This is a genomic window from Pseudomonas silesiensis, from assembly GCF_001661075.1.
GTDB lineage: Bacteria > Pseudomonadota > Gammaproteobacteria > Pseudomonadales > Pseudomonadaceae > Aquipseudomonas > Aquipseudomonas silesiensis.
The window spans coordinates 4,260,514-4,283,991 of record NZ_CP014870.1 but is presented as its reverse complement, the minus strand read 5'-3'; the positions used below and the strand labels follow the sequence as shown (position 1 = coordinate 4,283,991).

The window sequence follows — 23,478 nt, the reverse complement described above, 5'->3', positions numbered from 1 at the left end:
AAATGCGGTCCCCTGAAAAAGGGACCGCTGCACAGCCCGCATGGCTGGCTCGTTCGCCTCAAGTGGGCGGATCGATTTGATCCAGCATTCGGTTCGCCGTGATTTCCGCCAGCATGATGCTGTTGGAAATACCCAGCAGGGCATTGCGCGATCCGCCGTTCAGATGATCCACCAGGTGATGGACCATTACATCGACCGAGGCCAGGGTCTCGACCAGATAAACCGCGAGGGTTTCGGTCGTGGCCTGCGGGTCGACGGTAAACAGGGTGCTGGGTGTGCGCGGCGTGGCTTTGATGTCGGCAGTCGACGGGGAGTGGAAATCGAGGGCGCGTTCGGCATCTTCGTTGAGTGTGTTTGAGTCGGGGCTTTCGTAGGGGGATGCCGGATCGGTGTCCGGGGGATTGGGTGTGACCTTGAACATAAGCTGACTTCCGTGATTGGGTGCCCGCCCTCCTGCTGCTAAACGAGAGGGAGGCAGCTGTACGCAGGTTAGCAGACCGGGGAAGCTAGCAAAGCCGGCGCGCCCGAAGGCGCCCTGCGCACAACCACCATCAAGTGCAGGCATGGGAATGCCTGACTGACAAGAGCTTGTGCACCTTACTTATAACCCCGGGCTGCTAAACCCGATCACTGATGGGCAGTGACGGGAATCAAGTTACCGAGCGGGGCAGGGGCGCACAAGCCGGCGGATTCTGGCGTACCTGTAGGCAACGGCGCAAGGTCTTGTGGCTTTCAGGAAGTAAGTTGTAGGGCGCTTAAACACGTGCCTTCGGTGGATGTTTAAATTGCATGAGCGAACGTTTCTGAATCGTGGATGAATCGCTGACTGCTCTACCTGAGGTTAACCAGATTTGTTGCATCGCACGCGCCAATCCGCAACACTTCGCTCAACAACTGACCCTCACGAGCGGCGTGGTTTGACCATCTGGTTGGAGGGGGAAAAAGCCGGCGCTAGCCGGTTTTTTCGTTTCTGGAATACGAGAAATGCAGGGATCGCCTGCGCACTGGACACGTCGACAAATCAACTCGAGCGAGCTTGCAGCCTGCCAATTGCCCCGAGTCATCTCTGGCAAGCGCCCGACCACCAAGCCGGAGTCATGGTATGGGCAACCAGAGCTGCTGAAAGAAATAAATCTAGACACGCGCGGACCTTGGGTGGATGAGATGCCACTATTCATCTGACCAGCAGTCCAGCTGTAAAGCCCATGAAACAACAGCTTACAGTCGAGAAACTAAATACTGGATATTTAGCAATTCGTACCTACGCTCTTCGCGGGGGATCCAATTTTCAGGACGGTTGGGGGCTCGTCTCAGGGTACTCACGCAAGTGCGCAGGAGCTCGACATGAACCGGACAAAGTTATCAACGGCGTTCGCTGTATCAGTACTGTTGTCTGCAATGGTTTTCCCCGTCCTCTCTCAAGCAGCCGACAAAACAGTCCCCAACATTGTGGTCATCATGGGTGACGATATTGGCTGGTCCAACATCGGTGTCTACAACCAGGGCATGATGGCCGGTCGAACACCCAACCTCGACCAGCTCGCGGCCGAAGGCATGCGTTTCACCGACTACTACGCCGAGGCCAGTTGCACCGCAGGGCGGGCCAACTTCATTACCGGCGAACTGCCGATCCGTACCGGGATGACCACTGTCGGGCAGGCCGGTTCTCCCATTGGTATTCCCGCCGAAGCGGTCACCATTGCCACCACACTCAAATCCATGGGCTACGCCACCGGCCAGTTCGGCAAGAATCACTTGGGCGACTTGAATCAGTTCCTGCCGACCGTGCATGGTTTCGACGAGTTCTTCGGTTATCTCTATCACCTCGACGCCATGGAAGATCCAGCGCACCCCAATTATCCGAAGGAACTTCTGGATACCGTCGGCCCCCGGAACATGGTCCACAGCTGGGCCACGACGACGGACGATACGACCGTGATGCCGCGCTGGGGCAAGGTCGGCAAACAGAAAATCGAAGACGCCGGAACGCTCTATCCGGAGCGGATGAAGACCGTCGACGACGAGATTCGCGACAAAGCTTTCACCTTCATCGACAAGGCCAAGCAGGACAACAAACCGTTCTTCCTGTGGCTCAATCCGACCCGCATGCACATCGTCACGCACCTGTCCGACAAGTACGAAGCCATGCGCAACGCGCAAAATGGCTGGTCGGAGCAGGAAGCCGGCATGGCGCAGCTCGACGACATCGTCGGCGACGTGATGGCCAAGCTGAAAAAAGACGGCATGGATGACAACACCATTGTGTTGTTCACCACTGACAATGGCGCGGAAAACTTCACCTGGCCGGATGGCGGCACCACGCCGTTTGCCATGGGTAAAGGCACGGTAATGGAAGGTGGTTTCCGGGTGCCGGCGATCGTTCGTTGGCCGGGCAAAGTACCGGCAAACACGGTGGCCAATGGCATCATGTCCGGAATGGACTGGTTCCCGACCTTCGTCGCGGCGGCCGGCAACCCGAACATCAGCGCCGAACTGCTCAAGGGTAAACAACTTGGCGATACCACTTACAAAGTGCACCTGGACGGCTATGACCAAACACCGATGATCACTGGCAAAGGTCCGTCGAATCGCCATGAGGTCTTCTACTTCGGCGAAAGCACGCTGGGCGCAATCCGTATCGATGACTTCAAGTACCGCTTTATTGACCAGCCTGGTGGCTGGCTAGGGGCAAAAACCACGCTCGACATGCCGATCCTGACCAACCTGCGCCTCGACCCGTTCGAACGCGCCGGATGGCCGGAAAACATGGCGGCCAATGGCTCGCTGGAGTATTTCGAGTGGTTCAAATTCCAGTTCTGGCGATTTGTGTTTGTGCAGCAGCAGGTGGTCAAACTGGCTGAAACAGCGGTTGAGTTCCCGCCCATGCAAAAAGGCGCGAGCTTCAACCTCGAAGCAGTCAAAGCCAGGATCGAAGCGGCCCGGGCGGCCATGGGCAAGTAAGCAGTTGAATTCGCGGGTGGCTAGCGCTCGCCACCCGCATTCATGACGGACATTTGCTGAGGTGACCCATGCAAATAAAAACATCCGCCCTGTCCGCCATTGCCCTGTGTGCCCTGTGCAGTCAGCACGCTTACTGGAGCATTGGCTTCGGCCAGTACGCTGACTTTGGCCTGGCGGCCAATTACGACAACGACTGGTCCGGGCGATACTTCGCCCAAAACGCCAGCTGGCGCGAACGTGGGGGTGATCTATCCTCGTAGTCGCAAACGATCCAATCTCAGTATTCGCTTGAGGTGAGCGAACAACATTTCGACCTTCTTCCGTTCGTGGCGTGAGCACACGTAATCGGTACCGCGCTTTATTGAGCCGGGCGACGACCAGGCCGGATCGAGAAACGGCCTTACGCAATTTGGCAATTGCCTTCGAACACTACAACGAGCAGCATCCGCACAGCGCTTTGAACTATCGCTCGCCGAGGGAGTTCAGGCGTTTGGCAGTAGCATCAATTTAACGGGGAGTTGGTGTCCGGTTTTGTAGGGGCAAGTCCAATACCGCACAGCATTGCGACACTCGACAAGGTCCACGGTGTAGCGCTGGTGAGGGATATTGTGGGATGGGAAAACACACACATGAACAGTAACCCACATCAGCGGTTCGCTCACTCTTTGGCACGCGCCGCGTTATGCGCTGGTGCGCTCTGCTTAAGCGCGGCAAATGCGCAAGCACGGCCGCCCGACCAGGAAGATTTGCGCTCCTATATGCATGGCATCGAAGCGGTCAAAGGGGCCGACGGCCGTTTTTTGATTTTCATTAGCAGTTCCGGAAATCCACCAAAAGGTGAGGACGAAAACGGCAACTGGCCGCACGACATCTACCTTTCGAAATGGGGAATCAATGATACGCGGATCAGTCCGCCCACACTATTCATCCGAAAGCCGGAAGCGCAAGAACCGGTGTCGGTCGCCCAAACAACTGACGGCAATGTCATGCTTTCATTTGAAGACGGCTGGAATACCAGAAACGAAGTCAATCAACGTTATGGCGTTTACGATGCGAAGCTGCGACCGATCACGCCGTATCCGCGCAACGTTGCGACCGGCGGACATTCCGGCCATGTTGCCGCGGCAGGAAAGCATTTCGTCGTGTTGTATTCCGAGGACTGGGTCAACGGTGGCGGTGTCGATGATCTCGGTACCGGCAATGGTGTATATGCAAAGGTCTTCGATAGTCACGGCCACCTGCTCAGTACGTCCGATGTCGCACCCCAGCGGCGTGAATGGTGGCCGATGATTGCTGGTTCCAGCAATCGCGCGCTACTGGTCTGGCAACAATTCGTACCTGATCAAACCTCTGCAAATTTGAAGATAACGGTACTCGATCCTGAGACCGGGAAACTTTCCGCCCATAAGATCCTGAGATCCGGCTTGAAGTACTACACCTACAAAGCCAAATATATTCCATCGATCGATCGTTTTCTCGTGACCGGTACAACGGTGAACGGTAAAGGTTTTGCGTACTTGATCGACAACGACGGCAACGTCAGCGCGACGTTGGAATGCATGCCGGCAACTGTGAGGGGAGCCGATGTTGTCGCCAGCGAGAATATCGCCTATACGCCTTCGCAAGACAACCGCCTTCTGCACCTTGAGCTCACACCCTCTTCAATCAAGCTGAAAGCTGTGCAGAGCTCGCCGCTGACTTGGTCCTATATCGGGAGCCTCGGATTGATGCGAAATCCCTCTTCAATTCATTGGATATCGCTGACAAAGAATGGAGTCGAGGAAACCGATTTTGATTTGCGCAATGCGGTGCAACCCGATCGATCCGACCTGTGCCTATGATGGTTGCGCCAAGGCGGAAGGGTAGATTTCTGTCATTACCGAAATTTTTTCTGCCGCACCCCACCCTCTATAAGTGGAACAGTCAACTGGGCAAGCGCAGCCTTGGCGCTGTCTTAGTACCCAATCTGGAGGCTTGGATGCATCAAGCTCACCTCCACAGCGAGGATTTCTTGTTCCCGAGCCGTTTGCACGACTCAGACCATCTCTCCACCAGACAGTACGCTCGAATAGTCAAAGCGTGGGTGACCGCCATTGGGCTTGACCCAACCATGTACGGTACTCACACACTACGGCGAACCAAGGCATCGTTGATCTATCGCAGGACAAAGAATCTGAGAGCAGTTCAACTCTTGCTGGGACATACGAAACTTGAAAGCACCGTCAGGTACTTGGGCATCGAGGTCGATGATGCCCTGGAAATGGCAGAGCAGACATAAGTCTGACCATCCACTGCGACGGTCTATGCCAGACCGTCGCTATCCGACCCATTGCAGACATTGGCTAACGTAGAACTAGTCGGTGCTACACGGCTTTATCGCGCAGCGTCCAGCAACCGAAGTGAGCGACGTTGAGTGTATTGTTAGTCCGCGTTCTTGCGGTACGTGCCATCGGAATGCCTAGCCCAACCAGTTTTTTAAATTCTGGTGGTGCTGAAGATACATAGATCAGCTCTCAGAGGAAATGATTGAGTCGTGACTGGATTCAGCAGCTAGTTTCAATCGGTCAGCTTTACTAATGTATTTAGACTTGCTTGGCGGTGCTAATTTGGCGCTAGCCTTTTTGGCGTGAGCCTTTAATAGCTGCTTTATTTTTTACGACGATTCATGTTTTTCTACTCAGCATGTAAGTTCTTGAATGACCCTCGTAAGCCTCCAGTCACTTTCCCACAGAAAGGGCGATTTCCTTGCCTTCTTGGCTCAAACCTTTCTTGTCCCACAATGCGCTCCCACCTGCAACCAGAGCGAGAAAACAAACAACCCAAAGCAGTACTGGTCCGGCTGCACCTTTTAGTTCGAACCCAAGGAATTTGATTTCCAAAGGATCCCTGGACAAAACATCCAAGACCGCAACAACCGAAAAGGCGGACATGGCCGAGATGGCGATACCAATTGTCCCGCCCGGATGTTCAATAACAAGGCGCAGAAACCAGCTATCCGGGATCAGCGTTGGAAATAATGCTCCGACGATAATGTATCCAAAGAAGAACGCAGTCCATAGGGCAGTGCCAACAATCACGCCCCAAGTTGCCGTGGAGCGTAGGAACGTAGAGGCGCTCTTTGTTTCCACTGTCGATTCTGAAGATAAGTGCTTATCAGCTGCCATGGCTGTACCCCGGTATATTTTCGAGTCCTAACTATTATTAGGCGACATGCCATGTCGCGATGGCGTGTCGTATAACGCTCCTTGTAATTCTGTAAGTCATTGTCTAGCTTAGAGGTAGTTGCGGCAAACGCAACATTTCGACCAGGCGGATACTGTCGCGTCCGCCACGCTTGGAGGCATATAGCGCGGTGTCGCCTTGCTCGATCAGTAGCGATGGGCAACCAGGACAGCGTCAGGAGAGTGATATCGCGGGCAGAGTCCGGCAAAAAAGCGCAGTCGCTGGCTCGCTTGGCTGGGGTAAATCCAGTCAGGCTGTATTTCGCCTGACCGGATATTTATCGTGGCCTTCAAAAACATCTCGTTCGCGGCGAACGGGCCACTCAAATACCCAGCATTTCAGCGATATGCGTTCTATAGCGCTGTGTTGAGTCGTATTGCTTATATAACGTGGATGTTTGGACTCTCTCATCGCCTGGCGCAACTCGCGGGTGAACTTGATCTGAATGTTGTGTTTTTGGAATAGTTGGGCAAGGTGGGGAAGCTGTAAGTAGAGAAAATCCTTCGACGGGGTGCAGTGGTTGTAACGCACACCCTTGCTGTCCAGAAACGCCAGCGCACCCCAGAACTCGACCAACATGTCGGTGGCAGGTGGTGCCCCGGTCCCGATGCTGGTCAGGTCGGGGACTGACAACCCTAACTGGTGGGAGGCGAGTGCGACTTGCTCATGGATCGCAGTGCGTACGGCGTTGTCGCAGGTACGACTCAATTCCTTGAGCAGTGCAACCCGATGGCGTGAGAGGGCTATCAGTTGAGCAACGTTCGGCGATCCGGCGCGAGAAGTGCTGGCCTTGGTCCAGTAGTCCCACAACACGTCGTCGCATTCTTCCTGGTAACGAACGATCTTGGCGCGAAACTCGGGCTTCACCTTGGCCGGGCTTATTGAGTAGAGCCACGCCGCAAGCTTGCGAAGGGGGAGACAGGTCATTGCGTATTGTTGGCCATCACCTCCCGTTGTGGTCAGTTCAACCACCACTGAGTTAAATCTCTCCTCCAGTCTTCGCAACTGCGTTTCCCAGTCCAGTCCCATGTTCTTGACGATCGGCTTCATAGCGACAAACGGATCAGTGCCCTGACCAACCAGAACAACCGTGTCCTCGTAGAACGGGACAGGCATCAGATGCTCCTGCATGGCGGTGCTCCTTTTTTGACTACATGCCCGACTATTCGCGGAGCCAAAGCCGGCAAAAACCCGAACAAAAAAAATGTCAGCGTCATGGTTGGAAGTCTAGTGCTGTTTGTTTGTTGGTCCAGTGGAAACGCCTCTTCGCCGGCACGCCGGTGTAGCTCCCACATTTTGATCTGTGGTGTGCACAAAATCCTGGAAAGTGGTTAGCGGTACTTGATCACAATCGCCTTGAGTTTTCGACCCTCGATGGTTTTGACGTCTCGAGCCCATAGCGGTCCGTTGACATAGGCGCCCACGGGCTGGATATGGTCGTAAACCACCACCGCGGCATCGCCCCCAAGCCTGGCAGCTTCTTCACGCAGCTTTTCTTCGACCTGGACGATAGGCGGGGCGGGATCGACACTGGCATCAATGAGCACTTCGCCCAGCCGTACATGGGGACGAAGGGGCTCGGTACGCAACACGGCGACCTCGCTGGCCAGCGTCGGTGCGGGATGCTCCACGCCCACATAGGCGGTAGTCCGCGCGTCGACAGTGGCGCATCCACCCAGCGCGAGCAAGGTAGCGGTGAGTCCTCCCGCCAGCAGCGACAGTCTTAAACGGTTGGACCAAAACACTTCATGGGCAGGCATGGTGGGTTTGCTCCTTACAATCCGCCGCAATACGGACTCGTTTGTTGACGGTAGCAGACGGTTCCGGAGTTGCCAGAAGCCAAGACTTGCCGAGTCGTTATAGCCGGCTAGCGCCCGTGAGCCGCATCGGCCAATTGCCCGGTATCGACCCGAACGAAAACCGAGTCGCCAACCGCTGTCAGCACGTCCCCGGCATACACCTCGCAGATGACCCGGGTCTTGCGTCCGACATCACCTTCTACCCTTGCCCGCAACGTCAGCGGAACGCCCATGGGGGTCGGCTTGATGAACTTGATGCCAAGGTTGCCGGTGACGCAGTTGATGCGCGGAAGGCTGTCGGCCTCGCGCTGTTCCTGCCGATAGTGATAGGCCATCGCCGTCCAGTTCGAATGGCAGTCGACCAGCATCGCAATGAGCCCGCCGTAGACTAGGTCCGGCCAGCCGCAGTACTTGGCTTCGGGCCTGTGCTCGGCCATGACATGCACACCGTCCTCATGCCAGAAGCTCTTGATGTGCAGCCCATGCGGGTTGCTGCTGCCACAGCCGTAACACACGCCTTCCGGCGCGGCGCTGTCTTGCAGGGAGGTGTCGAGCGGGGACATGTCTTGTCATCCTCAGGGAAGTGAACCGCGGGTATTTTAACCTCAGTCCGGAGGATTGGGGTCTGGTATCGATTTGCCCAAAATTTAAAGCCCGCAGGAGCGGGCTTTTTTAAAGAAAGTTAATGGCTTATCGGTTGAATCGCTCGACCAATGAATACTGGGTTTTAGCGGTCTGGGTCAATTCCTTGCTCAGCTCTGCCGAATGCCTGGCTTGTTCAGATGTCTGGTCCGCCAGATTGGCAATGGTCGTGATATTGCGGCTTATTTCCTCGGCCACGGCGGTTTGCTCTTCGGTCGCAGCGGCAATCTGGGTAGTCATGTCCGTGATGTTCGCGACGGCCTCACTAATACCGACTAATGCCTTATCTGCCTCAAGCACCCACGCCACGCCTTCTTCAGCCTGTCGATGGCCGCTTTCCATGGTTTTGACCGCGTTGCTGGATGAGACCTGCAACTTGGAAATCAGGTTATGGATCTGGATCGTGGACTGAGTCGTGCGTTGTGCCAGCTGACGCACTTCATCAGCGACCACCGCGAAGCCTCGACCCATGTCGCCCGCGCGCGCGGCTTCGATGGCTGCGTTCAGCGCCAGCAGGTTGGTTTGATCGGCAATGCCTTTGATGACATCCACCACCGTCCCGATTTCATTGCTGTCCCTGGCCAGCTGCGCCACCGTCAGCCCTGTCTCGCCCACCACGACGGAGAGGCGCTGAATGGCTTCTCGGGTGTCCCGGGCCACCTCGCGCCCACGTCCGGTCAGCACATTGGCTTCTTGAGTGGCGTCGGCAGTGCGCTGGACGTGGCTGGCAACCTCCTGCGTGGTGGCTGCCATTTGATTGACTGCGGCCGACACCTGCTCGGTCTCGACCCGTTGGCGGTCCAGTCCACGAGAGCTATCGGCGGCGAGTCCATCGGATCTCCCGGCCAGGCTGGTCAGTTGCTCTGCCGTGTCTTGCAGGCGGGTGAGGCAGGTCTTGAGCCGAGACGCCTGACTGACGAACGCCGTTTCAAGGCGTGCCTGAGAACCGCGTTCATCGCTGTACATTTTGGCCAGCAACGAGTCGGAGGTAGAGGCCTCAGCCATTTCCAGTAGACGCCGCGCCCCGCGGTTTTGCCTGCGGGACACAAACAACCCGATGGGAATCGATACCCCGACAGCCAGAATGAAAGCCTCAGGCGCGCCGAGGAACATGCCGCCCAGCGTCCCCACCAACCCGATCGTCACAACAGGCAACCAGGCGAGTAGGGCGGGTTGCCATTGATCGCTGCCCGGGACGGCTGATTTTCCAAGACTGATGCGTTTATAGAGGGCTTCGGCGCGGCGGATCTGCTCGGCCGTCGGCTTGCCCCTGACCGATTCATAGCCAACGACCTCACGACCTTCGAAAATCGGCGTGACGTAGGCGTTGACCCAGTAGTGGTCGCCGTTTTTGGAGCGGTTCTTGACGATGCCCATCCACGGCTTGCCAAGTTTGAGCGCGCCCCACATATGGGCAAAGATGGCGGAGGGGACGTCGGGGTGACGAACGATGTTTTGAGGCGCGCCGATCAGGTCGGATTTGTTGAAACCGCTGATATCAACGAAGTCGTCATTGCAATAGGTGATGACGCCTCGTGCATCCGTTGTCGAGATGAGTTTTTGTTGAGGTCCAAGGGCAACCTCGCGCTGCGTAACCGGTTGGTTGTTTCTCATCTGTATTGCTCCTATGCCCTAAGCTAGGGGCATCGGCTGCAATGGGTGAAAGATTAATGAATCATTCTGAAAGGACAGGTTGTGCGTCGGAAAAGAAGGTGTGGAGCATGCCTCCTGCCGATCCAGTATCCATGACGGCCCCCTCGGAATTCGAGGCTACTACGCCGTCAACAAGATGAAGGTCAAAATCGTCGATGCCGAGGACCCTGGCCGGGCACCTCGGGAGTGCCAGCAGATCCAGGCATGGAAACTGGGTGAAGCACGCGCACTGGACTGTCCGGTGAGCGAAGTGAGCTCAGTCGAGCTGCGATACCAAGCCAAACTTCGCTACCGGATCCACGGGTTCTACTCCCCCCTTCACTGATGATTCGCAGGGCGTTCTGTCAGAAGCCCCGCAGATCATCCACCGGCAACTTGAGTTCCTGCTTCGGCTCGGTTCCGGTGATGCGCTTGAGCGTCCGGCTCACCACATCCACGTTGTTGTCGAAGCAGCCGTGGGTCGGCTTGATGGTGACGTTGGAGCGGTTGTCGGGCGTGTCCGATCGGTAGCTGAACACCGTGGCGGTGTCGAGGATGTCGATCTGCTTGCGCCTGGCCAGGCCCGCCAACTGGACGGTCTGGCGCCATTTGCCCAGTGCCTCGCCGGTGCTGGAGGAGCCGTCCCAGCCCTTGTACTCGGGGTCGAGCACGTTGGCCTGGCCAAGGATCGGCATGCGCAGGTCGCCTTCCAGCGCGTTGGACACCAGGTAGAGCAGCGACTTGCCATAGCGGCCGATGCTGTCGTCACGCTCATTGCGGTCCGAAAGGATGTCCAGGTAGAGGTTCTGTATCAGCGTTTCGTGGGGAGCGAAGTGGCGATTGGCAAACTGCACCGTGCAGGCTGGCGCGTAGAGGTGGAGCGAGCGGACGTTCGTTTCGAGGCCGCGTGATGCGAACAGGTCGATGACATGGCCAAGGAAGATCGCGCCGGCCGAATGTCCCACCAGATGGATTTCCAGATCGTCGCCCCAAGTCCTGACCAGGTTCTGTAGGGCCGTCACCAGTTTGTCGCCGCCGCGGGTGGGCAGGTTGGAAAACTCGGCGTTTTCTTTCATCTCGCTCCAGATCGGACGGGCGAAGGGGCGGCCAATTCCCCGTTCAAGGAGGGTGTCGGCTCCGTCCTGGATATTCTCGCGCAAACCGCCGGCACGGGCCGGTTCGCGCTGGAACCTGTCGGTGATGATGTCCGTGATGGATTCGAGTACACCGGTCTTCCAGACGATGAACAGCGGGTAGCAGCCATTGCCCAGGAAGAAGCGTCCCATCGCCCTCGCACGCTCGATGGCGGCGGCCTGGTCGTTCAGTCCGCCGTGGGCGTAGACCACCAGGCGCTTGGTCTTGCCCGGCTGGGAACGGAACCACTGGTCAGGCAGCCCGCAGGCCTGGTACAGCAGTGAACGGTTCAGCTCGTCCTGGGTGAGGTGACGATCGATACGTCCGTTGTTGCCGAAGATCACGCTGTGCTCATAGGCCTTGGGTTCATCCCACCACTGGGAACTGTCGACAGCGGCCGCAGCGTTTGCCGTACTGCGGCCTGCGGCCATTTGGCCGAGCATCACCCCCGGTACGCCCAGGGCTGCAACCCAGGCGTCCATGCCATTGGCGAGCCAGTCGGCGTAGGTCAGCAGGGCGAAACCGCCCCCGCCCCAGGTGACGCCCCAGGAGTTCTGCACGATGAAGCCGGTGGCATTGAAACCGACCAGGGCGAAGGCGTGGCCGCCACTCTGCGACGGCCTGCCGTCGAACGGAATGGCCGGCAGGGCACCATGTCGGTTGACCTTGCCCTTGGGTTTTGCCAAGTGGTTCCAGCCGTCGTGAGTGAAAGCGGACACATAGATCGCACCGACCTGGCAGATGGCGGCCTGCAGATCGGTGATGGAACTGATGTCGATACGGTAGTAAATGCCCAATGTGTTGTTGGTTGCACGGGTTGCATAACCGAACTTGGGTGGCAGGGTGTCCTGGTCATCGTAGGGCCAGTCGGACTCCAGGCACACGCCGTGGTGGTGCCAGCCCTTAAGGGCGCCACGGCAACTGGAGCCCTCGTAGTCCTCGCCGGCGAACTCGTCGTAGCGTCGCGCGTAGTTGAACAGCATCCGCGGGCTGACCGATTCCGGAACTTTGCCGTTGCCGTTCTTGCGCCAGCGCAGGTAGTTAACCACGCAAGCCAGCCCGAAACCGGTGCAGGAACCTTCCCGGCCCTGGTCAAGGATCAACCCCGACTGGGTATAGCGCGGCAGATACTCCTTGATCAGATCGTCACTGGGAAAGGCATCGGGCAGGCTTGAAGGGGGTGGCATGTAGGTGCGGTCACGCAGGTCCACCGGGTCCTTGCTGGCATCGAGTTGACGCGCGACTGGCGTTGGCTTCGCTGCAGCCTTTTTCGCCGCCGCGCCCTTGACCTGACGGGCGCGAGTCGGCTGTGGAATCAGTTCTGCAAGTCTGAAGACATCGCTGAAGCGGTCGAGGCCGTGGGAGCCACCGTTGACCTCCTTGCGGGCCGCGCGATAGTTGTCACTGGCCAGGGCGGTACGAATCCTGGACGCCCGGTCGGCAAGGAATCGCGCCAGGAGGGTGGCCGCTACCTCGGGAGCATTGGCAAGGTCCGGCTGCGCTTCGATATCCAGGTCAATATTCTCTGAATAGACGTGATAGTTGTGGCGCCCGGTCAGTTGTACGAAGCCACGGCCGCGGAAGTTCGCGCCATCACCGGGCTCGGTGTTGCCGAGGCCCGCTCTGCCGTCGTAGGCGCTGAACGGCGGCATGCCCGGCCTGGTATTGAACTTCGAGGGAAACTCCGAAATGGGCACGAAGCCTTCGGTCTCGGCGCGAATGGTGCCTAACGCGGCCAGTATCATCGGCCTGTCCGTCAGGTCGGCCGCTGCCAGGGCCGCAACGACATAGGGAAGGTAGCGCTGGATGTTCGAAGCTTTGGTGGCGGGAAATAGAAGCTTCACCGTATCCACGCTGAGCGCCATGGCCAGCGCCTTGAGCTTGCGCAGACCCAGCAGGCTCTGGCAGTAAGGACCGACCACTCCGTCCGCCACTATGCCGATTCCCGATTGCCAGTGACGGACCGCCGATTCCGTCAATGCGTCGAAATCACTTCCTCCTGCAAGGCCGGGGAATCCTTGCTCGTCTTCGGCCAGTACCCTGGCCAGTTGCTTGCGAAGTTCCGCTACGTCATCGCCACCCTGGTTCCGTGCCAGTAGCATGTTCATGAGTCTACCTCCCGTTGTCCGTTTTCCAAGTGCTGCATTGGCTGCAGCCCTAGCCGGGCACCTGACGTGCAGATGTGACCGCCCCTGGGCGCAAATGCGAAACGGCTGAGATCAACGGCGCTGAGACGACGGGAACAACACCACGGAGCGACTTTTTGAGGTGCAAAGCGTTTTTGAAGTATAGCCGTGCCGGAGAATATGTAATGACGCTATCCGCGCAGGTCTACCAAGACATTAGCGGCCCGAGGGTTGTTTATGGATGAAATTGAAATTTTGTCACTGTCTCCCGGGTGGCGTTCCGACGATGGACGTCAAGGCTCCGCGTACATTCAGGCAGTGCACGTCATCGTTCACGTCCATCGCGGGCAAGCCCGCTCCCACAGGGATCGGTGGTGAACATAAAAGTTATGTCCAACACCGATAACAGGGGGTATTGCTGTCAGGAGCTTTGTGGGGTTTCTCCTCGCGCCAGGCGGGCATGGATGTTCTTCGATCACCGCCGGCAACTCAACGATCGTGTCGATCAGGTCAACCCAAAATACCCAAGGCGCACAAGAGCGACGCTTCAACCCTGTTCAGCATGTTCTTCCAGCTGAGCATGGCGATGGGGGTTGCCATCGGCGCCTTGCTGCTGCGTCTGGTGATGAACATCCATGGCTCCACCGGGCAGGCCGAAACCGTCGACTTTCAGCTGACATTCCTCTGTGTGGCGGTGATTGCGGCTATCGCTTTGCTGGACAACCTGCGGCTGCCGCCACAGGCGGGGGAGTCGGTGTTGCAGCGTGAGGAGGCCAAGGACTGACAAGCGCCTGGAGCTCGCGTTTTTCCGGGGCATGTCACGGTAGGCGCACTGAGTTGAAGCAGTGCATTTCGACGTGCCAAGGCTATTTTCCTGCTCTCGGCGGGATGATTAGCCTGCTTACGAATTGGCCTGGTATTTGCTATTAAATTGCCATCTTAGTGTCGCAGTGGGTTAATTTAATGTCGCTATCAAGTCATTCCATGCCGTTATCCCCCAGTGAGAAGCGCTGGTTACCCTGGTTCGGCAAAACCGGAAAGATAGCGATGGGCTGGTCGTGCCGGCTCAATCGATCGGCTTACCCGGTCATCGAGCAAACCTTCGAAGCCATCGCTGAAACCCGCGTGCAATTGCTGCACAACTGGACCCGCGAGCAGTGGGAACACTTGGCTGAACTGGCGGACCATCTCGGCCGCGATTTCGCCCACCTCGACAGTGCAGCCTTGATGGACAAACTGCGCCAGGCGGAAGATTTTTCCGAGTTGTTCGTGGTCGATGTCGCTGGCAACGTCATCGTCTCGACCTGGAACCGACGGGGCAACACCCGGCTCGAGCACACCCGTGCATTGGCCGAAGGGTTGAAGGCGCCGTTTCTTCATGGTCCTTACCGCGATCCACTGACCTTGAACATCGGTCCATCCTCTTCACGCTTCCACGATGAAGTCACCTTGATGTTTTATCAGCCCCTGAAGGCCGATGGAAAGGTCCTTGGCTGCCTCTGTGGCCGTGTGCCCAACGATGTGTTGGGCGATCTGATCCAGCGCGAGGCCGGGCACATTTTTGCCGAGTCCGGCGACAACTATCTGTTCATGGCGCAGTCGCGATTCGATCCCGCCATCGAGCCGGGGACGGCCTTGTCGCGCTCACGTTTCGAGGACGGCACTTTTACCCATGGCGAAAACCTCAAGAGCGGCGTGCACACGCCGTGGAAGACCGTGCAGATCCAGCGCCACACCGAACTGGAACTGCGCTTCACCGACCCGGCGACCCAGCAACTGCACCCGGGTGTCCGCGAGACCATCCGCAAGGGCTCCAACCTGTTCGTGACTTATCCCGGTTACTCGGATTACCGGCACGTTCCCGTGGTCGGCAAGGGTGTCACCTTCCAGTTGCCAGGCTCACCTGACCGCTGGGGCATGATGTGCGAGGCCGACCTGGAGGAGGTCTACCGTCGGCGCTCGCTCACCCATGGCCTGATGAAGCCTTATCTGGCGACCATGACCGGCCTGTTTGCCTGCAATTTCGTGGTCCAGCATTACAGTGGCCTGACCCAGGGCCTGATCGATGCTGTCGAAGTGGTGAGCATGGTGGGCGCCACGCTCCTGTTCAGCCTGCTGGGGCCCAAGCGCCTGGCGGCAAGGCTGGAGGGGATGACCGGTGTGATCAGGACCATCGCCGAGGGCGAGGGCAACCTGCGACAGCGCCTGGACACCACGACCATGGCCAACGACGAGACCGGTGACATGGGGCGCTGGATCAACAGCTTCATCGACCACCTGGACTCGGTGGTCGGGCAAGTGGTGAAGGCCAGTCGCAACGTCGGCGCCACCAATCAGATGATGCTGGGCCGCAGCCAGGAAGCCGGCATCACTTCGGCCGAGGTGTCCGAAGCGGTGCACCGCATGATGATCATCGTGGAAGACCAGTTGGGCGAGATCCAGCAAGCCTCGGCCGGCGCCGAGCAGATGAAGCAGGTGATGGACGAAGTCGTCACCCGTGCCCGTGAACAGTTTCTCGCGGTGCAGGCCGGCACCCAGTCGATTCGGGATGTGGTCGAGCGCTCGTCTTCCAGCGTGCAATTGCTCGACAGCCGGATGACGCAAATCGGCAAGATCACCAGCCTGATCAGCGACATCACCAACCAGACCAATCTGCTGGCGCTCAACGCCGCCATCGAGGCGGCGCGCGCGGGCGAGCATGGGCGCGGCTTTGCGGTGGTGGCCGATGAGGTGCGCAGTCTCGCCGCGCGCACGTCACGGGCGGCCGACGACATCCGGCAGATGGTCGAAGGTCTGCAGGGCGAAACGCAAAAAGCCGTCAGCTTCATGGAGGAGGGGGTCAAGGACGTCGATAACAGCCTGCGCCTGGCCGAAGATGCCTCCTCGGAAAACGTGCAGTTGCATCAAGCGGTGGAAAGCATGTTTGCGATCATTCAGCAGCTCAACAACCACAGCCTGGATTACGGCAAGACAATCCGGCAGGTCGACCAGTCTTCCACCCAGATGCGCCAGACGGTGGTGGTGCTGCAGAGCAGTGCCGAAACCGTGAGGCTCAATGCCAACAAACTGCAGAAACTGGTGGGGCAGTTTGAGGTGAGTAATTGCAGTGAACGGGTGGCGGCGGCTTGAAGGCGGGAGAGGTGGAGAAGGGATCGAGTACGGTCGGAATGGATCGGCTGGCTGCCAGTACGCCATCGCAGGCAAGCCAGCTCCCACAGGGTTTTGTGTCGGGCACACTATGTGTGCACGGCATCGATTCCTGTGGGAGCGGCGGTGCGACGATTCGATTTGCCCGCGAAGGCGTACTGACATCCGGCATCAATGTCGGCTGGCACCCTTCCTGCTGCTCCTATTTTTTGCCACTCGGCAATGGCGGCGTCCGAGGCGGAATCATGCGCTTGGTTCCCGTCGACTCAAACGCCGCCGCCAACCGCAACAACGTCGAATCGTCATAAGCCCGACCGGCAAACGTCAGCCCGACCGGCATGCCGATATCCGGCATTATCCCCATCGGCACCGTGACCGTGGGCACGCCCAGGTGGCGGATGGCGAGGTTGCCGTTGGCGACCCAGATGCCGTTGCTCCAGGCGATATCCGCGGACTGCGGGTCGACGTCGGCATTCGCCGGCGCGACGTCGGCGACCGTCGGGAAGATCACCGCATCGAGCCCCAGCCGGTCCATCCAGTCTTCCAGATCGATCCGACGGGTCTGTTCCAGCCCGCGCAATCCATCCGGCACTGTGGTGATCTGATCCCAGGGGGTGATGCCGCGCTCGGCCATCCGCACGTACTCATCCATGCCCGCGACCAGGTCGCCCTCGCGATTGGGCAGGGTTCCCGGGTCGTGGGGGAAAATCAGCGGCCCGTCGACATCGACCAGGCGATTCAGCTTCGGATCGCCGTTGGCTTGCAGAAAATCATCGAACGCCCAGGCCGTCAGATCCCACAACTCGTGATGCAGGAACTCCTTGGACACCAGGCCCCGGGTAAACACCGTCGGTGCACCCGGACGATCGCCCTCGCAATTGGAGACCATCGGGAAGTCGACCTCGAGCACTTCGGCGCCTGCGGCCTCGAGTGCCTGGCGAGCCTCTTCCCAGAGCCCGATCACCGAGGCCCGGGTGTTGATCCGCTGCCCGGTCGGGCCGCCGATACCCGGCGCATCCGCCGTACCGGCTTCGGGATCGGCGTTGATGTACATGCGCGGCACGCCAAAGCGTTTGCCGGCGAGCGCAGAGCGATCCGCCGCAAGCGATGCATAGGAGGCCGGGCGTACCGAGGCGACACTTGGAATCGGCACCCAGGGTTGCATCCGCCACAGATCGCCGCGGGTGTCGGGATCCTCCGCGACCACTACGTCGAGCACTTCGAGCAGGTCGGCCATGGTCCGGGCAAACGGCACCACGACATCCATGGTCGGGGTCAACGGCCAGTTGCCGCGCACCGAGATCACCCCGCGCGACGGCGTGTAGGCGCACAGGCCATTGTTCGACGCAGGCCCGCGCCCGCTCGACCAAGTCTCTTCAGCCAGGCCGAAGGCCGCGTAGCTGGCGGCGGTGGCGGTCCCGGCGCCGTTCGATGAGCCCGAGGCGAAGGGGGCGGTGAGGTAGTCGGCGTTATACGGACTCTCCGCGCGACCGTAGACCCCGCGTTGCATGCCGCCGTTGGCCATGGGCGGCATATTGGTCTTGCCCAGGCAGATCGCACCCGCAGCCCGCAGCCGTTCGATGGTGAACGCATCGCGACAGGCGATCAGGTTGGCGAATGCCGGACTGCCCGAGGCGGCGGTCAGCCCCTTGACCAGGTAACTGTCCTTGGCCGTATAAGGGATGCCATCGAGTGGTCCCAGGGTTTCGCCCTTGGCCCTACGGGCATCGGACGCCCGGGCCTCCTCGAGGGCCTCGGGGTTGCGCACCACGACCGCGTTGAGGGCAGTGGCGGTGTCTGGACTGTCGTAGGCATCGACCCGGGCCAGATACGCCTGGACCAGCTCGACCGCAGTGGTGCGGCCTGATTCGAGCGCCGCACGCAGTTCGGCAATGGAGACTTCGGTGACTTCGATCATGGGATGACCGCCGACTGCGCAGGGGCGACGCGGTGAGTGTTTGCATCGAGCGGGGTCCTGGAGGCAAGGACAGCGCGGGTCTTGAAATGGGGGTTCATAACGGTTCTCGTGGCAGTGCAATTCGCGACAGGGCCGGGCTGACACCCTGGACGTTCTATTTAACACCAAGCACGGGGATCGGTGAAACGCTTCGCCCGCCCGTGTGGGTGTCTGGCCGCAAAGGGTCGAGGTCGCGCAAGTAACTGTCGTCTGCGAGTGGATATCTGCACGAAGCCGATTATGCTTCAGGAAACCTTGCAGCAATGCGAGGCCGCCAACCTGTGTGCATGCTTTGCGCAATCCGTAATCCGATGACATCAGCCCCAGGGCCAGGGTGCGGCAAGAAGGTGTAGTGGGGTACTCCGGCCTGTAAATAACAACAAAGACGGAGAAGACTTATGCCCGCAATCGACAATATAACCACGCGTAGCACCCCCCACCACGGGCTTAGCAAGGAGGAGCGCAAAGTCATCTTTGCCTCGTCCCTGGGCACCGTGTTCGAGTGGTACGACTTTTACCTTTACGGCTCGCTTGCCGCGATCATCGCCAAGCATTTCTTCGCCGGGGTCAACGAGACAACCTCGTTCATCTTCGCGCTCCTCGCGTTCGCCGCGGGCTTCGCCGTACGCCCCTTCGGTGCCATTGTGTTCGGCCGCCTGGGGGACATGATCGGGCGCAAACACACCTTCCTCATCACCATCGTGATCATGGGTATTTCCACGGCCATCGTCGGCTTCCTGCCCGGCTATGCGACCATCGGTGTGGCAGCGCCGATCATCCTGATCACCCTGCGCCTGTTGCAAGGCCTGGCCCTGGGCGGTGAATACGGCGGTGCGGCGACCTACGTCGCCGAGCATGCGCCCAAAGGCAAGCGCGGTTATTTCACTTCGTGGATTCAAACCACAGCGACCCTCGGCCTGTTCATGTCACTGCTGGTGATCCTCGCCTGTCGCACCATCCTCGGCACCGAAGCCTTCGAGGCCTGGGGCTGGCGGATTCCGTTCCTGCTGTCGATCCTGTTGCTGATCGTCTCGGTGTACATCCGCCTGCAACTCAGCGAGTCGCCGGTGTTCCTGAAAATGAAGGCTGAAGGCAAGTCTTCCAAGGCGCCGCTGACCGAATCCTTCGCCCGTTGGGACAACCTCAAGATCGTGATCATGGCCCTGCTCGGCGGCACTGCCGGCCAGGCCGTGGTCTGGTACACCGGGCAGTTCTACGCGCTGTTCTTCCTGCTGCAGACGCTGAAGATCGACCCGCAGACCGCCAACCTGCTGATCGCCGGCTCGCTGCTGATCGGGACGCCGTTCTTCGTCATATTCGGCAGCCTGTCCGACCGCATCGGCCGCAAGGGCATCATCATGGCCGGCTGCATCCTCGCGGCGCTGACCTACTTCCCGATCTTCCAGGCGCTGACCCAGTACGGTAACCCCGACGTGTTCGCCGCGCAGGCGAAGAACCCGGTCACGGTGATCGCCGATCCCGACCAGTGCTCGTTCCAGTTCGACCCGGTGGGCAAGGCCAAATTCACCAGCTCCTGCGACCTGGCCAAGACGGTGCTGGCCAAGCGGGCCATCCCCTATGAGAACGTGAAGGCCGAACCTGGCGCCGTTGCGCAGGTGCGTATCGGTGACAAAGTCATCCAGAGCTTCGAGGGCACCGGCATGCCGGCCGCCGACTTCAAGGCCAGGAACGACGCCTTCGTCGCGACCCTGGGTTCGTCGCTCAAGGAAGCCGGCTACCCCGAGAAGGCCGACCCGGCCAAGACCAACTACCCGATGGTGCTGCTGCTCCTGACCATCCTGGTGATCTACGTGACCATGGTCTACGGCCCGATCGCCGCCTGGCTGGTGGAACTGTTCCCGGCGCGCATCCGCTACACCTCGATGTCGCTGCCGTACCACATCGGCAACGGCTGGTTCGGCGGCTTCCTGCCTACCGTAGCGTTCGCCATGGTCGCGGCCACGGGTGATATCTACTACGGGCTGTGGTACCCGATCATCATCGCGGTGATGACGGCCATCCTGGGTATTTTCTTCCTGCCGGAAACCAAGGACCGGGACATTCATCACACCTGAGCCTGACGTTTGCCCTCTCCCGCTTGGGAGAGGGCAACACCCATCAGAAGTAGTAGCCGATGTTGATGTTGGTCCGGTAGTACCACTCGTTGCTGCCGATCGAGCTTGTGTTAGTGAAGCCGGTACCGTTTTCCGCACCGCCGTAGGGGTTGGCGTTTTTCGCCCAGGTCAGGTCGACCCACGCCATGATCGGCATCGCCAGGAATTGTGCGCCGACGGTGTACATCTGCGAATCGTCCCAACCGCTCTGGTCTTTCATCATGCGGCTGTAGTCGTTGTACAGTTTGATCTTCTTCAATTGCCCCAGCTTCGGCGTCGGAATGTCATAGCCGACGTTCAGCGAAGCGATGGTTGCCTTGGAGGCGATCAGGTACGCGGGCGTCAGGCCATTGCCGCCCATCAGCACCGAGTCGTTGCTGACGCCGGCGGGGTTTTTCGGGTCGTACTCGTAGCGGATGCCCTGGGTGCTGACGGTCCATTGGCCGGCATTGATCACGGCGTGAATGCCGCCGGCCCAGTAATCACCGTCATCGCGGGTGGTGGCGTTGTACAACTGGGCAGCGGCCACCGAAGCGCCGACCTCGGCTTTCCAGCCGTCGTTGACAAAGGTCCGCGTGACGCGGGCGTTGATCTGGTTGTGCTTCTCGTTGTCCTGGCGCGACTGGGTGAAGGGGATCGCGTTGTCCTTGAGGTCGGCGTAGCGTCCGACTTCCGGCGAGTAGCGGATGTCCGAGGGCAACATGCGCGGGAAATACCCCAGTTGCAGGTCCCAGTCCTTGTCCTTGTAGCTGTACTTCAAACCCGAACCGGCGCTGACGCCATACCCCATGAAGAAGGGCAGGTGATAACTCCAGCCGAATTGCGGGTAGGGTTCCAGGCCGAACGGCTTGAACGGCGCGCCCAGTTGCAGGTTTGAGTTGCTGTTGATGCGGTAACCGACGAAGCCGCGATCGATGGAGCGTTTGCCGTCGTCCTGGAACCAGTAGCCGACATCGCTGTACAGGTTTTTGTAAGTCGCCTGCACGTCGATGCGGAAGGTGTCGAACAGGAATCGGCCATTGTTTTCGGTGGTATCCCAATGCTCGTCGCGGTAGTTGGTGCGCAAGGCGCCGCCGATGTCCAGGCTGCTCTGGCCATCGTCGCTGCGCCAGGCGATGTGCGGGAAGGGCTTTTTACCGGTAGTCGAGGTCACGGGCGCGGCAGGGCCGGGTTCGCCGGCGAAACTGACGCAACTGGTCATCATCAGCCCGAGGCATATCACGTAATTCTTCATGCTCACTTCCCCTGCAATAGTGGGCGCTACAAAGTGACCGGCAACACTTTCCCGCTTGCCTTGAAAGTGGCAATGGGCGAGTGACTTCGAGTGTTGCGGTATTGCAGTGCGTTTTTTGTTTATGCTGTTTCGTAGGTGATACGGCGTCTGACCTATGAACTTTATGGGAATAGAGCAGAAACTGTGCCAAGTGTGAGAGGGTGCTTGTGGGTCGGATAAAATTCAGTAAAAACAATTGTTTATATGGGAAACGAATTTATTTGTATTGCCCGTGAAACGTGGACTTCAGGGAGTAACGAAACTGCACGTTATGTGTGCGTCCTTACTCGACTTGCATAAAAAAAGGCCTTCACGGAGAAACACAGATAACGCAATACCTGTAGGAGCCAGGCTTGCCGGCGAAGAACGATAACGCGGTCTAACAGATGCACCGCATCGCCTGCTTCGCGGGCAAGCCTCGCTCCTACAGGGTGGTCTCCAAGCCAGTAATGCAAAACAAAAGGCCGACAAAAGTGTCGGCCTGTTTAATGGATGAAATAGAACATCAGTTATAAGTCGAGTACCAACCGCCGACTCTTGCAACCCGACACACACACCATCATCGACTTGTTCGCCGCGCGCTCGGCCTTGGTCAGCACACCGTCGCGATGATCGACGTCACCTTCCAGGACCCGTGTTTCGCACGAACCACACACCCCTTCGCGACAGCTGTATTCAATGTCGCAACCCGCCTCGAGCAGCACGTCGAGCAAACTCAAGCCCGGCTCGATCGACAGGGTCTTGCCGGTTTTTTTCAGCTCCACGCTGTAGCTGCTCTGCGCATCTTCGGACGGCGGCAACTCTGCCGCGGCGAAGCGCTCGATATGGGCGTGGGGGTAACCGAGGCCTTCGCAGGTGCTTTCGAAGGCATCGAGCATCGGTGTCGGCCCGCAGCAATAGAAGTGCGTGTCAGCCGGCTGACCGGCCAGGTAGGCGCTCAAGTCCGGCGGCATGCCTTTTTCATCGTTGAAGTGGTACAGCACGTTGGCGTCCAGGCCGCTGAGTTCTTCCACCAGCGCGGCTTCCTGCCGTGAACGGGCGCAATAGATCAACTCGGCGGATTTTCCCAGGGCCAGCAGTTGGCGGAACATGCAGTAGATCGGCGTGATGCCGATGCCACCAGCCACCAGCACGCTGTGTCTGGCGTTGAGGTCCAGTTGAAAGTTATTGCGCGGTGACGAGATCGGCAATTGCATGCCGACCCGTAATTGCCCGTGGACAAATTCCGAGCCGCCACGGCTGTTGCGATCGCGCAGGATGCCGACCACGTAACGGCCGCGATCGCTCGGCGAATTGAGCAGCGAGTAGCTGCGCACCAGCCCGTTGGGCAGGTGCAGGTCAATGTGCGAGCCGGCTTCGAACGGAGGGAAGACGGTGTCGCCATAGGGCCGCAATTCGACGCTGATGATGCCTTCGGCTTCGTAGCGCAGGGTGTGCACGAGCGCGGTGAGGGGGGAGGAATTGGACACGT

At 59.0% G+C, this 23,478-nt stretch carries 16 protein-coding genes and 5 pseudogenes; 9 read left to right on the top strand and 12 right to left on the bottom strand.

Going from position 1 to position 23,478, the window contains the following annotated elements:
* Window positions 1-58: 58 nt before the first annotated feature.
* Entirely contained in the window at window positions 59-421 is a 363-nt protein-coding gene (locus PMA3_RS18980) for a DUF6124 family protein (RefSeq protein ID WP_064678622.1), read from the bottom strand.
* Window positions 422-999: 578 nt separating this feature from the next.
* Between PMA3_RS18980 and PMA3_RS32910 the strand changes: the two are divergent.
* The 6 genes and pseudogenes from PMA3_RS32910 to PMA3_RS18960 form a co-directional block, all read left to right on the top strand.
* Window positions 1,000-1,131 (top strand): annotated as a pseudogene (locus PMA3_RS32910) (6-hydroxy-3-succinoylpyridine hydroxylase); the annotation flags it as partial.
* A gap of 213 nt (window positions 1,132-1,344) precedes the next feature.
* Window positions 1,345-2,961 carry an arylsulfatase gene (locus tag PMA3_RS18975; protein WP_064678621.1) on the top strand — a complete coding sequence of 539 codons (1,617 nt, stop codon included), beginning with the start codon at window positions 1,345-1,347 and terminating at the stop codon, window positions 2,959-2,961.
* 68 nt (window positions 2,962-3,029) lie between these two features.
* The gene (locus PMA3_RS18970) at window positions 3,030-3,221 is read left to right on the top strand and encodes a hypothetical protein (RefSeq protein ID WP_064678620.1); all 192 of its coding nucleotides are present in this window, start codon (window positions 3,030-3,032) and stop codon (window positions 3,219-3,221) included.
* A gap of 119 nt (window positions 3,222-3,340) precedes the next feature.
* Window positions 3,341-3,472, top strand: a pseudogene (locus PMA3_RS30965) (integrase core domain-containing protein); the annotation flags it as partial.
* 118 nt (window positions 3,473-3,590) lie between these two features.
* Window positions 3,591-4,802, top strand: a complete 1,212-nt coding sequence (locus PMA3_RS18965) for a hypothetical protein (protein WP_202970117.1) — start codon at window positions 3,591-3,593, stop codon at window positions 4,800-4,802.
* A gap of 125 nt (window positions 4,803-4,927) precedes the next feature.
* Window positions 4,928-5,239, top strand: a pseudogene (locus PMA3_RS18960) (tyrosine-type recombinase/integrase); the annotation flags it as partial.
* Between the two features lie 228 nt (window positions 5,240-5,467).
* Here PMA3_RS18960 and PMA3_RS30960 read toward each other — a convergent pair.
* The 8 genes and pseudogenes from PMA3_RS30960 to PMA3_RS18925 form a co-directional block, all read right to left on the bottom strand.
* Window positions 5,468-5,628 (bottom strand): annotated as a pseudogene (locus PMA3_RS30960) (DUF2986 domain-containing protein).
* Window positions 5,629-5,678: 50 nt separating this feature from the next.
* Complete coding sequence (locus PMA3_RS18955) at window positions 5,679-6,125, bottom strand: hypothetical protein (protein WP_064678618.1); 447 nt, start codon at window positions 6,123-6,125, stop codon at window positions 5,679-5,681.
* 307 nt (window positions 6,126-6,432) lie between these two features.
* Complete coding sequence (locus PMA3_RS18950; protein WP_064678617.1) at window positions 6,433-7,314, bottom strand: phage antirepressor N-terminal domain-containing protein; 882 nt, start codon at window positions 7,312-7,314, stop codon at window positions 6,433-6,435.
* A gap of 200 nt (window positions 7,315-7,514) precedes the next feature.
* Window positions 7,515-7,943 (bottom strand): hypothetical protein, encoded by a 429-nt coding sequence (locus PMA3_RS18945; protein WP_064678616.1) that lies wholly within the window; start codon window positions 7,941-7,943, stop codon window positions 7,515-7,517.
* A gap of 107 nt (window positions 7,944-8,050) precedes the next feature.
* Entirely contained in the window at window positions 8,051-8,545 is a 495-nt protein-coding gene (locus PMA3_RS18940) for a PaaI family thioesterase (protein WP_064678615.1), read from the bottom strand.
* A gap of 127 nt (window positions 8,546-8,672) precedes the next feature.
* A complete protein-coding gene (locus PMA3_RS18935) occupies window positions 8,673-9,737 on the bottom strand; it encodes a methyl-accepting chemotaxis protein (RefSeq protein ID WP_420848699.1) in 1,065 nt (354 codons plus the stop codon).
* Window positions 9,738-9,923: 186 nt separating this feature from the next.
* Window positions 9,924-10,238 (bottom strand): annotated as a pseudogene (locus PMA3_RS33665) (PAS domain-containing protein); the annotation flags it as partial.
* Window positions 10,239-10,621: 383 nt separating this feature from the next.
* Entirely contained in the window at window positions 10,622-13,498 is a 2,877-nt protein-coding gene (locus PMA3_RS18925) for a C1 family peptidase (protein ID WP_064678612.1), read from the bottom strand.
* 580 nt (window positions 13,499-14,078) lie between these two features.
* On the opposite strand from PMA3_RS18925, the gene PMA3_RS18920 reads away from it, so the two are divergent.
* Both PMA3_RS18920 and PMA3_RS18915 read left to right on the top strand, forming a co-directional pair.
* Window positions 14,079-14,300, top strand: coding sequence for a hypothetical protein (locus PMA3_RS18920; RefSeq protein WP_064678611.1), 222 nt, complete (start codon window positions 14,079-14,081; stop codon window positions 14,298-14,300).
* 179 nt (window positions 14,301-14,479) lie between these two features.
* The gene (locus PMA3_RS18915) at window positions 14,480-16,645 is read left to right on the top strand and encodes a methyl-accepting chemotaxis protein (protein WP_064678610.1); all 2,166 of its coding nucleotides are present in this window, start codon (window positions 14,480-14,482) and stop codon (window positions 16,643-16,645) included.
* Between the two features lie 220 nt (window positions 16,646-16,865).
* Here the strand turns inward: PMA3_RS18915 and PMA3_RS18910 are convergent, their stop codons facing one another.
* Complete coding sequence (locus PMA3_RS18910; RefSeq protein ID WP_064678609.1) at window positions 16,866-18,581, bottom strand: amidase; 1,716 nt, start codon at window positions 18,579-18,581, stop codon at window positions 16,866-16,868.
* 437 nt (window positions 18,582-19,018) lie between these two features.
* Here PMA3_RS18910 and PMA3_RS18905 point away from each other — a divergent pair, with 437 nt between their 5' ends.
* Window positions 19,019-20,695 carry an MFS transporter gene (locus PMA3_RS18905; protein WP_064678608.1) on the top strand — a complete coding sequence of 559 codons (1,677 nt, stop codon included), beginning with the start codon at window positions 19,019-19,021 and terminating at the stop codon, window positions 20,693-20,695.
* A 43-nt stretch (window positions 20,696-20,738) separates the two neighbouring features.
* Here the strand turns inward: PMA3_RS18905 and PMA3_RS18900 are convergent, their stop codons facing one another.
* Entirely contained in the window at window positions 20,739-21,968 is a 1,230-nt protein-coding gene (locus PMA3_RS18900) for a hypothetical protein (protein WP_064678607.1), read from the bottom strand.
* A gap of 548 nt (window positions 21,969-22,516) precedes the next feature.
* On the bottom strand, window positions 22,517-23,476 hold the full coding sequence (locus tag PMA3_RS18895; protein WP_064680758.1) for a PDR/VanB family oxidoreductase: 960 nt from the start codon (window positions 23,474-23,476) through the stop codon (window positions 22,517-22,519).
* Between the last annotated feature and the right edge of the window lie 2 nt (window positions 23,477-23,478).

Bases quoted from the DNA above. Each gene is read 5' to 3' on its own strand.
- PMA3_RS18980 (WP_064678622.1), bottom strand. From the start codon at position 421: ATGTTCAAGGTCACACCCAATCCCCCGGACACCGATCCGGCATCCCCC.
- PMA3_RS18975 (WP_064678621.1), top strand. From the start codon at position 1,345: ATGAACCGGACAAAGTTATCAACGGCGTTCGCTGTATCAGTACTGTTG.
- PMA3_RS18970 (WP_064678620.1), top strand. From the start codon at position 3,030: ATGCAAATAAAAACATCCGCCCTGTCCGCCATTGCCCTGTGTGCCCTG.
- PMA3_RS18965 (WP_202970117.1), top strand. From the start codon at position 3,591: ATGAACAGTAACCCACATCAGCGGTTCGCTCACTCTTTGGCACGCGCC.
- PMA3_RS18955 (WP_064678618.1), bottom strand. From the start codon at position 6,125: ATGGCAGCTGATAAGCACTTATCTTCAGAATCGACAGTGGAAACAAAG.
- PMA3_RS18950 (WP_064678617.1), bottom strand. From the start codon at position 7,314: ATGCAGGAGCATCTGATGCCTGTCCCGTTCTACGAGGACACGGTTGTT.
- PMA3_RS18945 (WP_064678616.1), bottom strand. From the start codon at position 7,943: ATGCCTGCCCATGAAGTGTTTTGGTCCAACCGTTTAAGACTGTCGCTG.
- PMA3_RS18940 (WP_064678615.1), bottom strand. From the start codon at position 8,545: ATGTCCCCGCTCGACACCTCCCTGCAAGACAGCGCCGCGCCGGAAGGC.
- PMA3_RS18935 (WP_420848699.1), bottom strand. From the start codon at position 9,737: ATGTTCCTCGGCGCGCCTGAGGCTTTCATTCTGGCTGTCGGGGTATCG.
- PMA3_RS18925 (WP_064678612.1), bottom strand. From the start codon at position 13,498: ATGAACATGCTACTGGCACGGAACCAGGGTGGCGATGACGTAGCGGAA.
- PMA3_RS18920 (WP_064678611.1), top strand. From the start codon at position 14,079: ATGTTCTTCCAGCTGAGCATGGCGATGGGGGTTGCCATCGGCGCCTTG.
- PMA3_RS18915 (WP_064678610.1), top strand. From the start codon at position 14,480: ATGTCGCTATCAAGTCATTCCATGCCGTTATCCCCCAGTGAGAAGCGC.
- PMA3_RS18910 (WP_064678609.1), bottom strand. From the start codon at position 18,581: ATGATCGAAGTCACCGAAGTCTCCATTGCCGAACTGCGTGCGGCGCTC.
- PMA3_RS18905 (WP_064678608.1), top strand. From the start codon at position 19,019: ATGCCCGCAATCGACAATATAACCACGCGTAGCACCCCCCACCACGGG.
- PMA3_RS18900 (WP_064678607.1), bottom strand. From the start codon at position 21,968: ATGAAGAATTACGTGATATGCCTCGGGCTGATGATGACCAGTTGCGTC.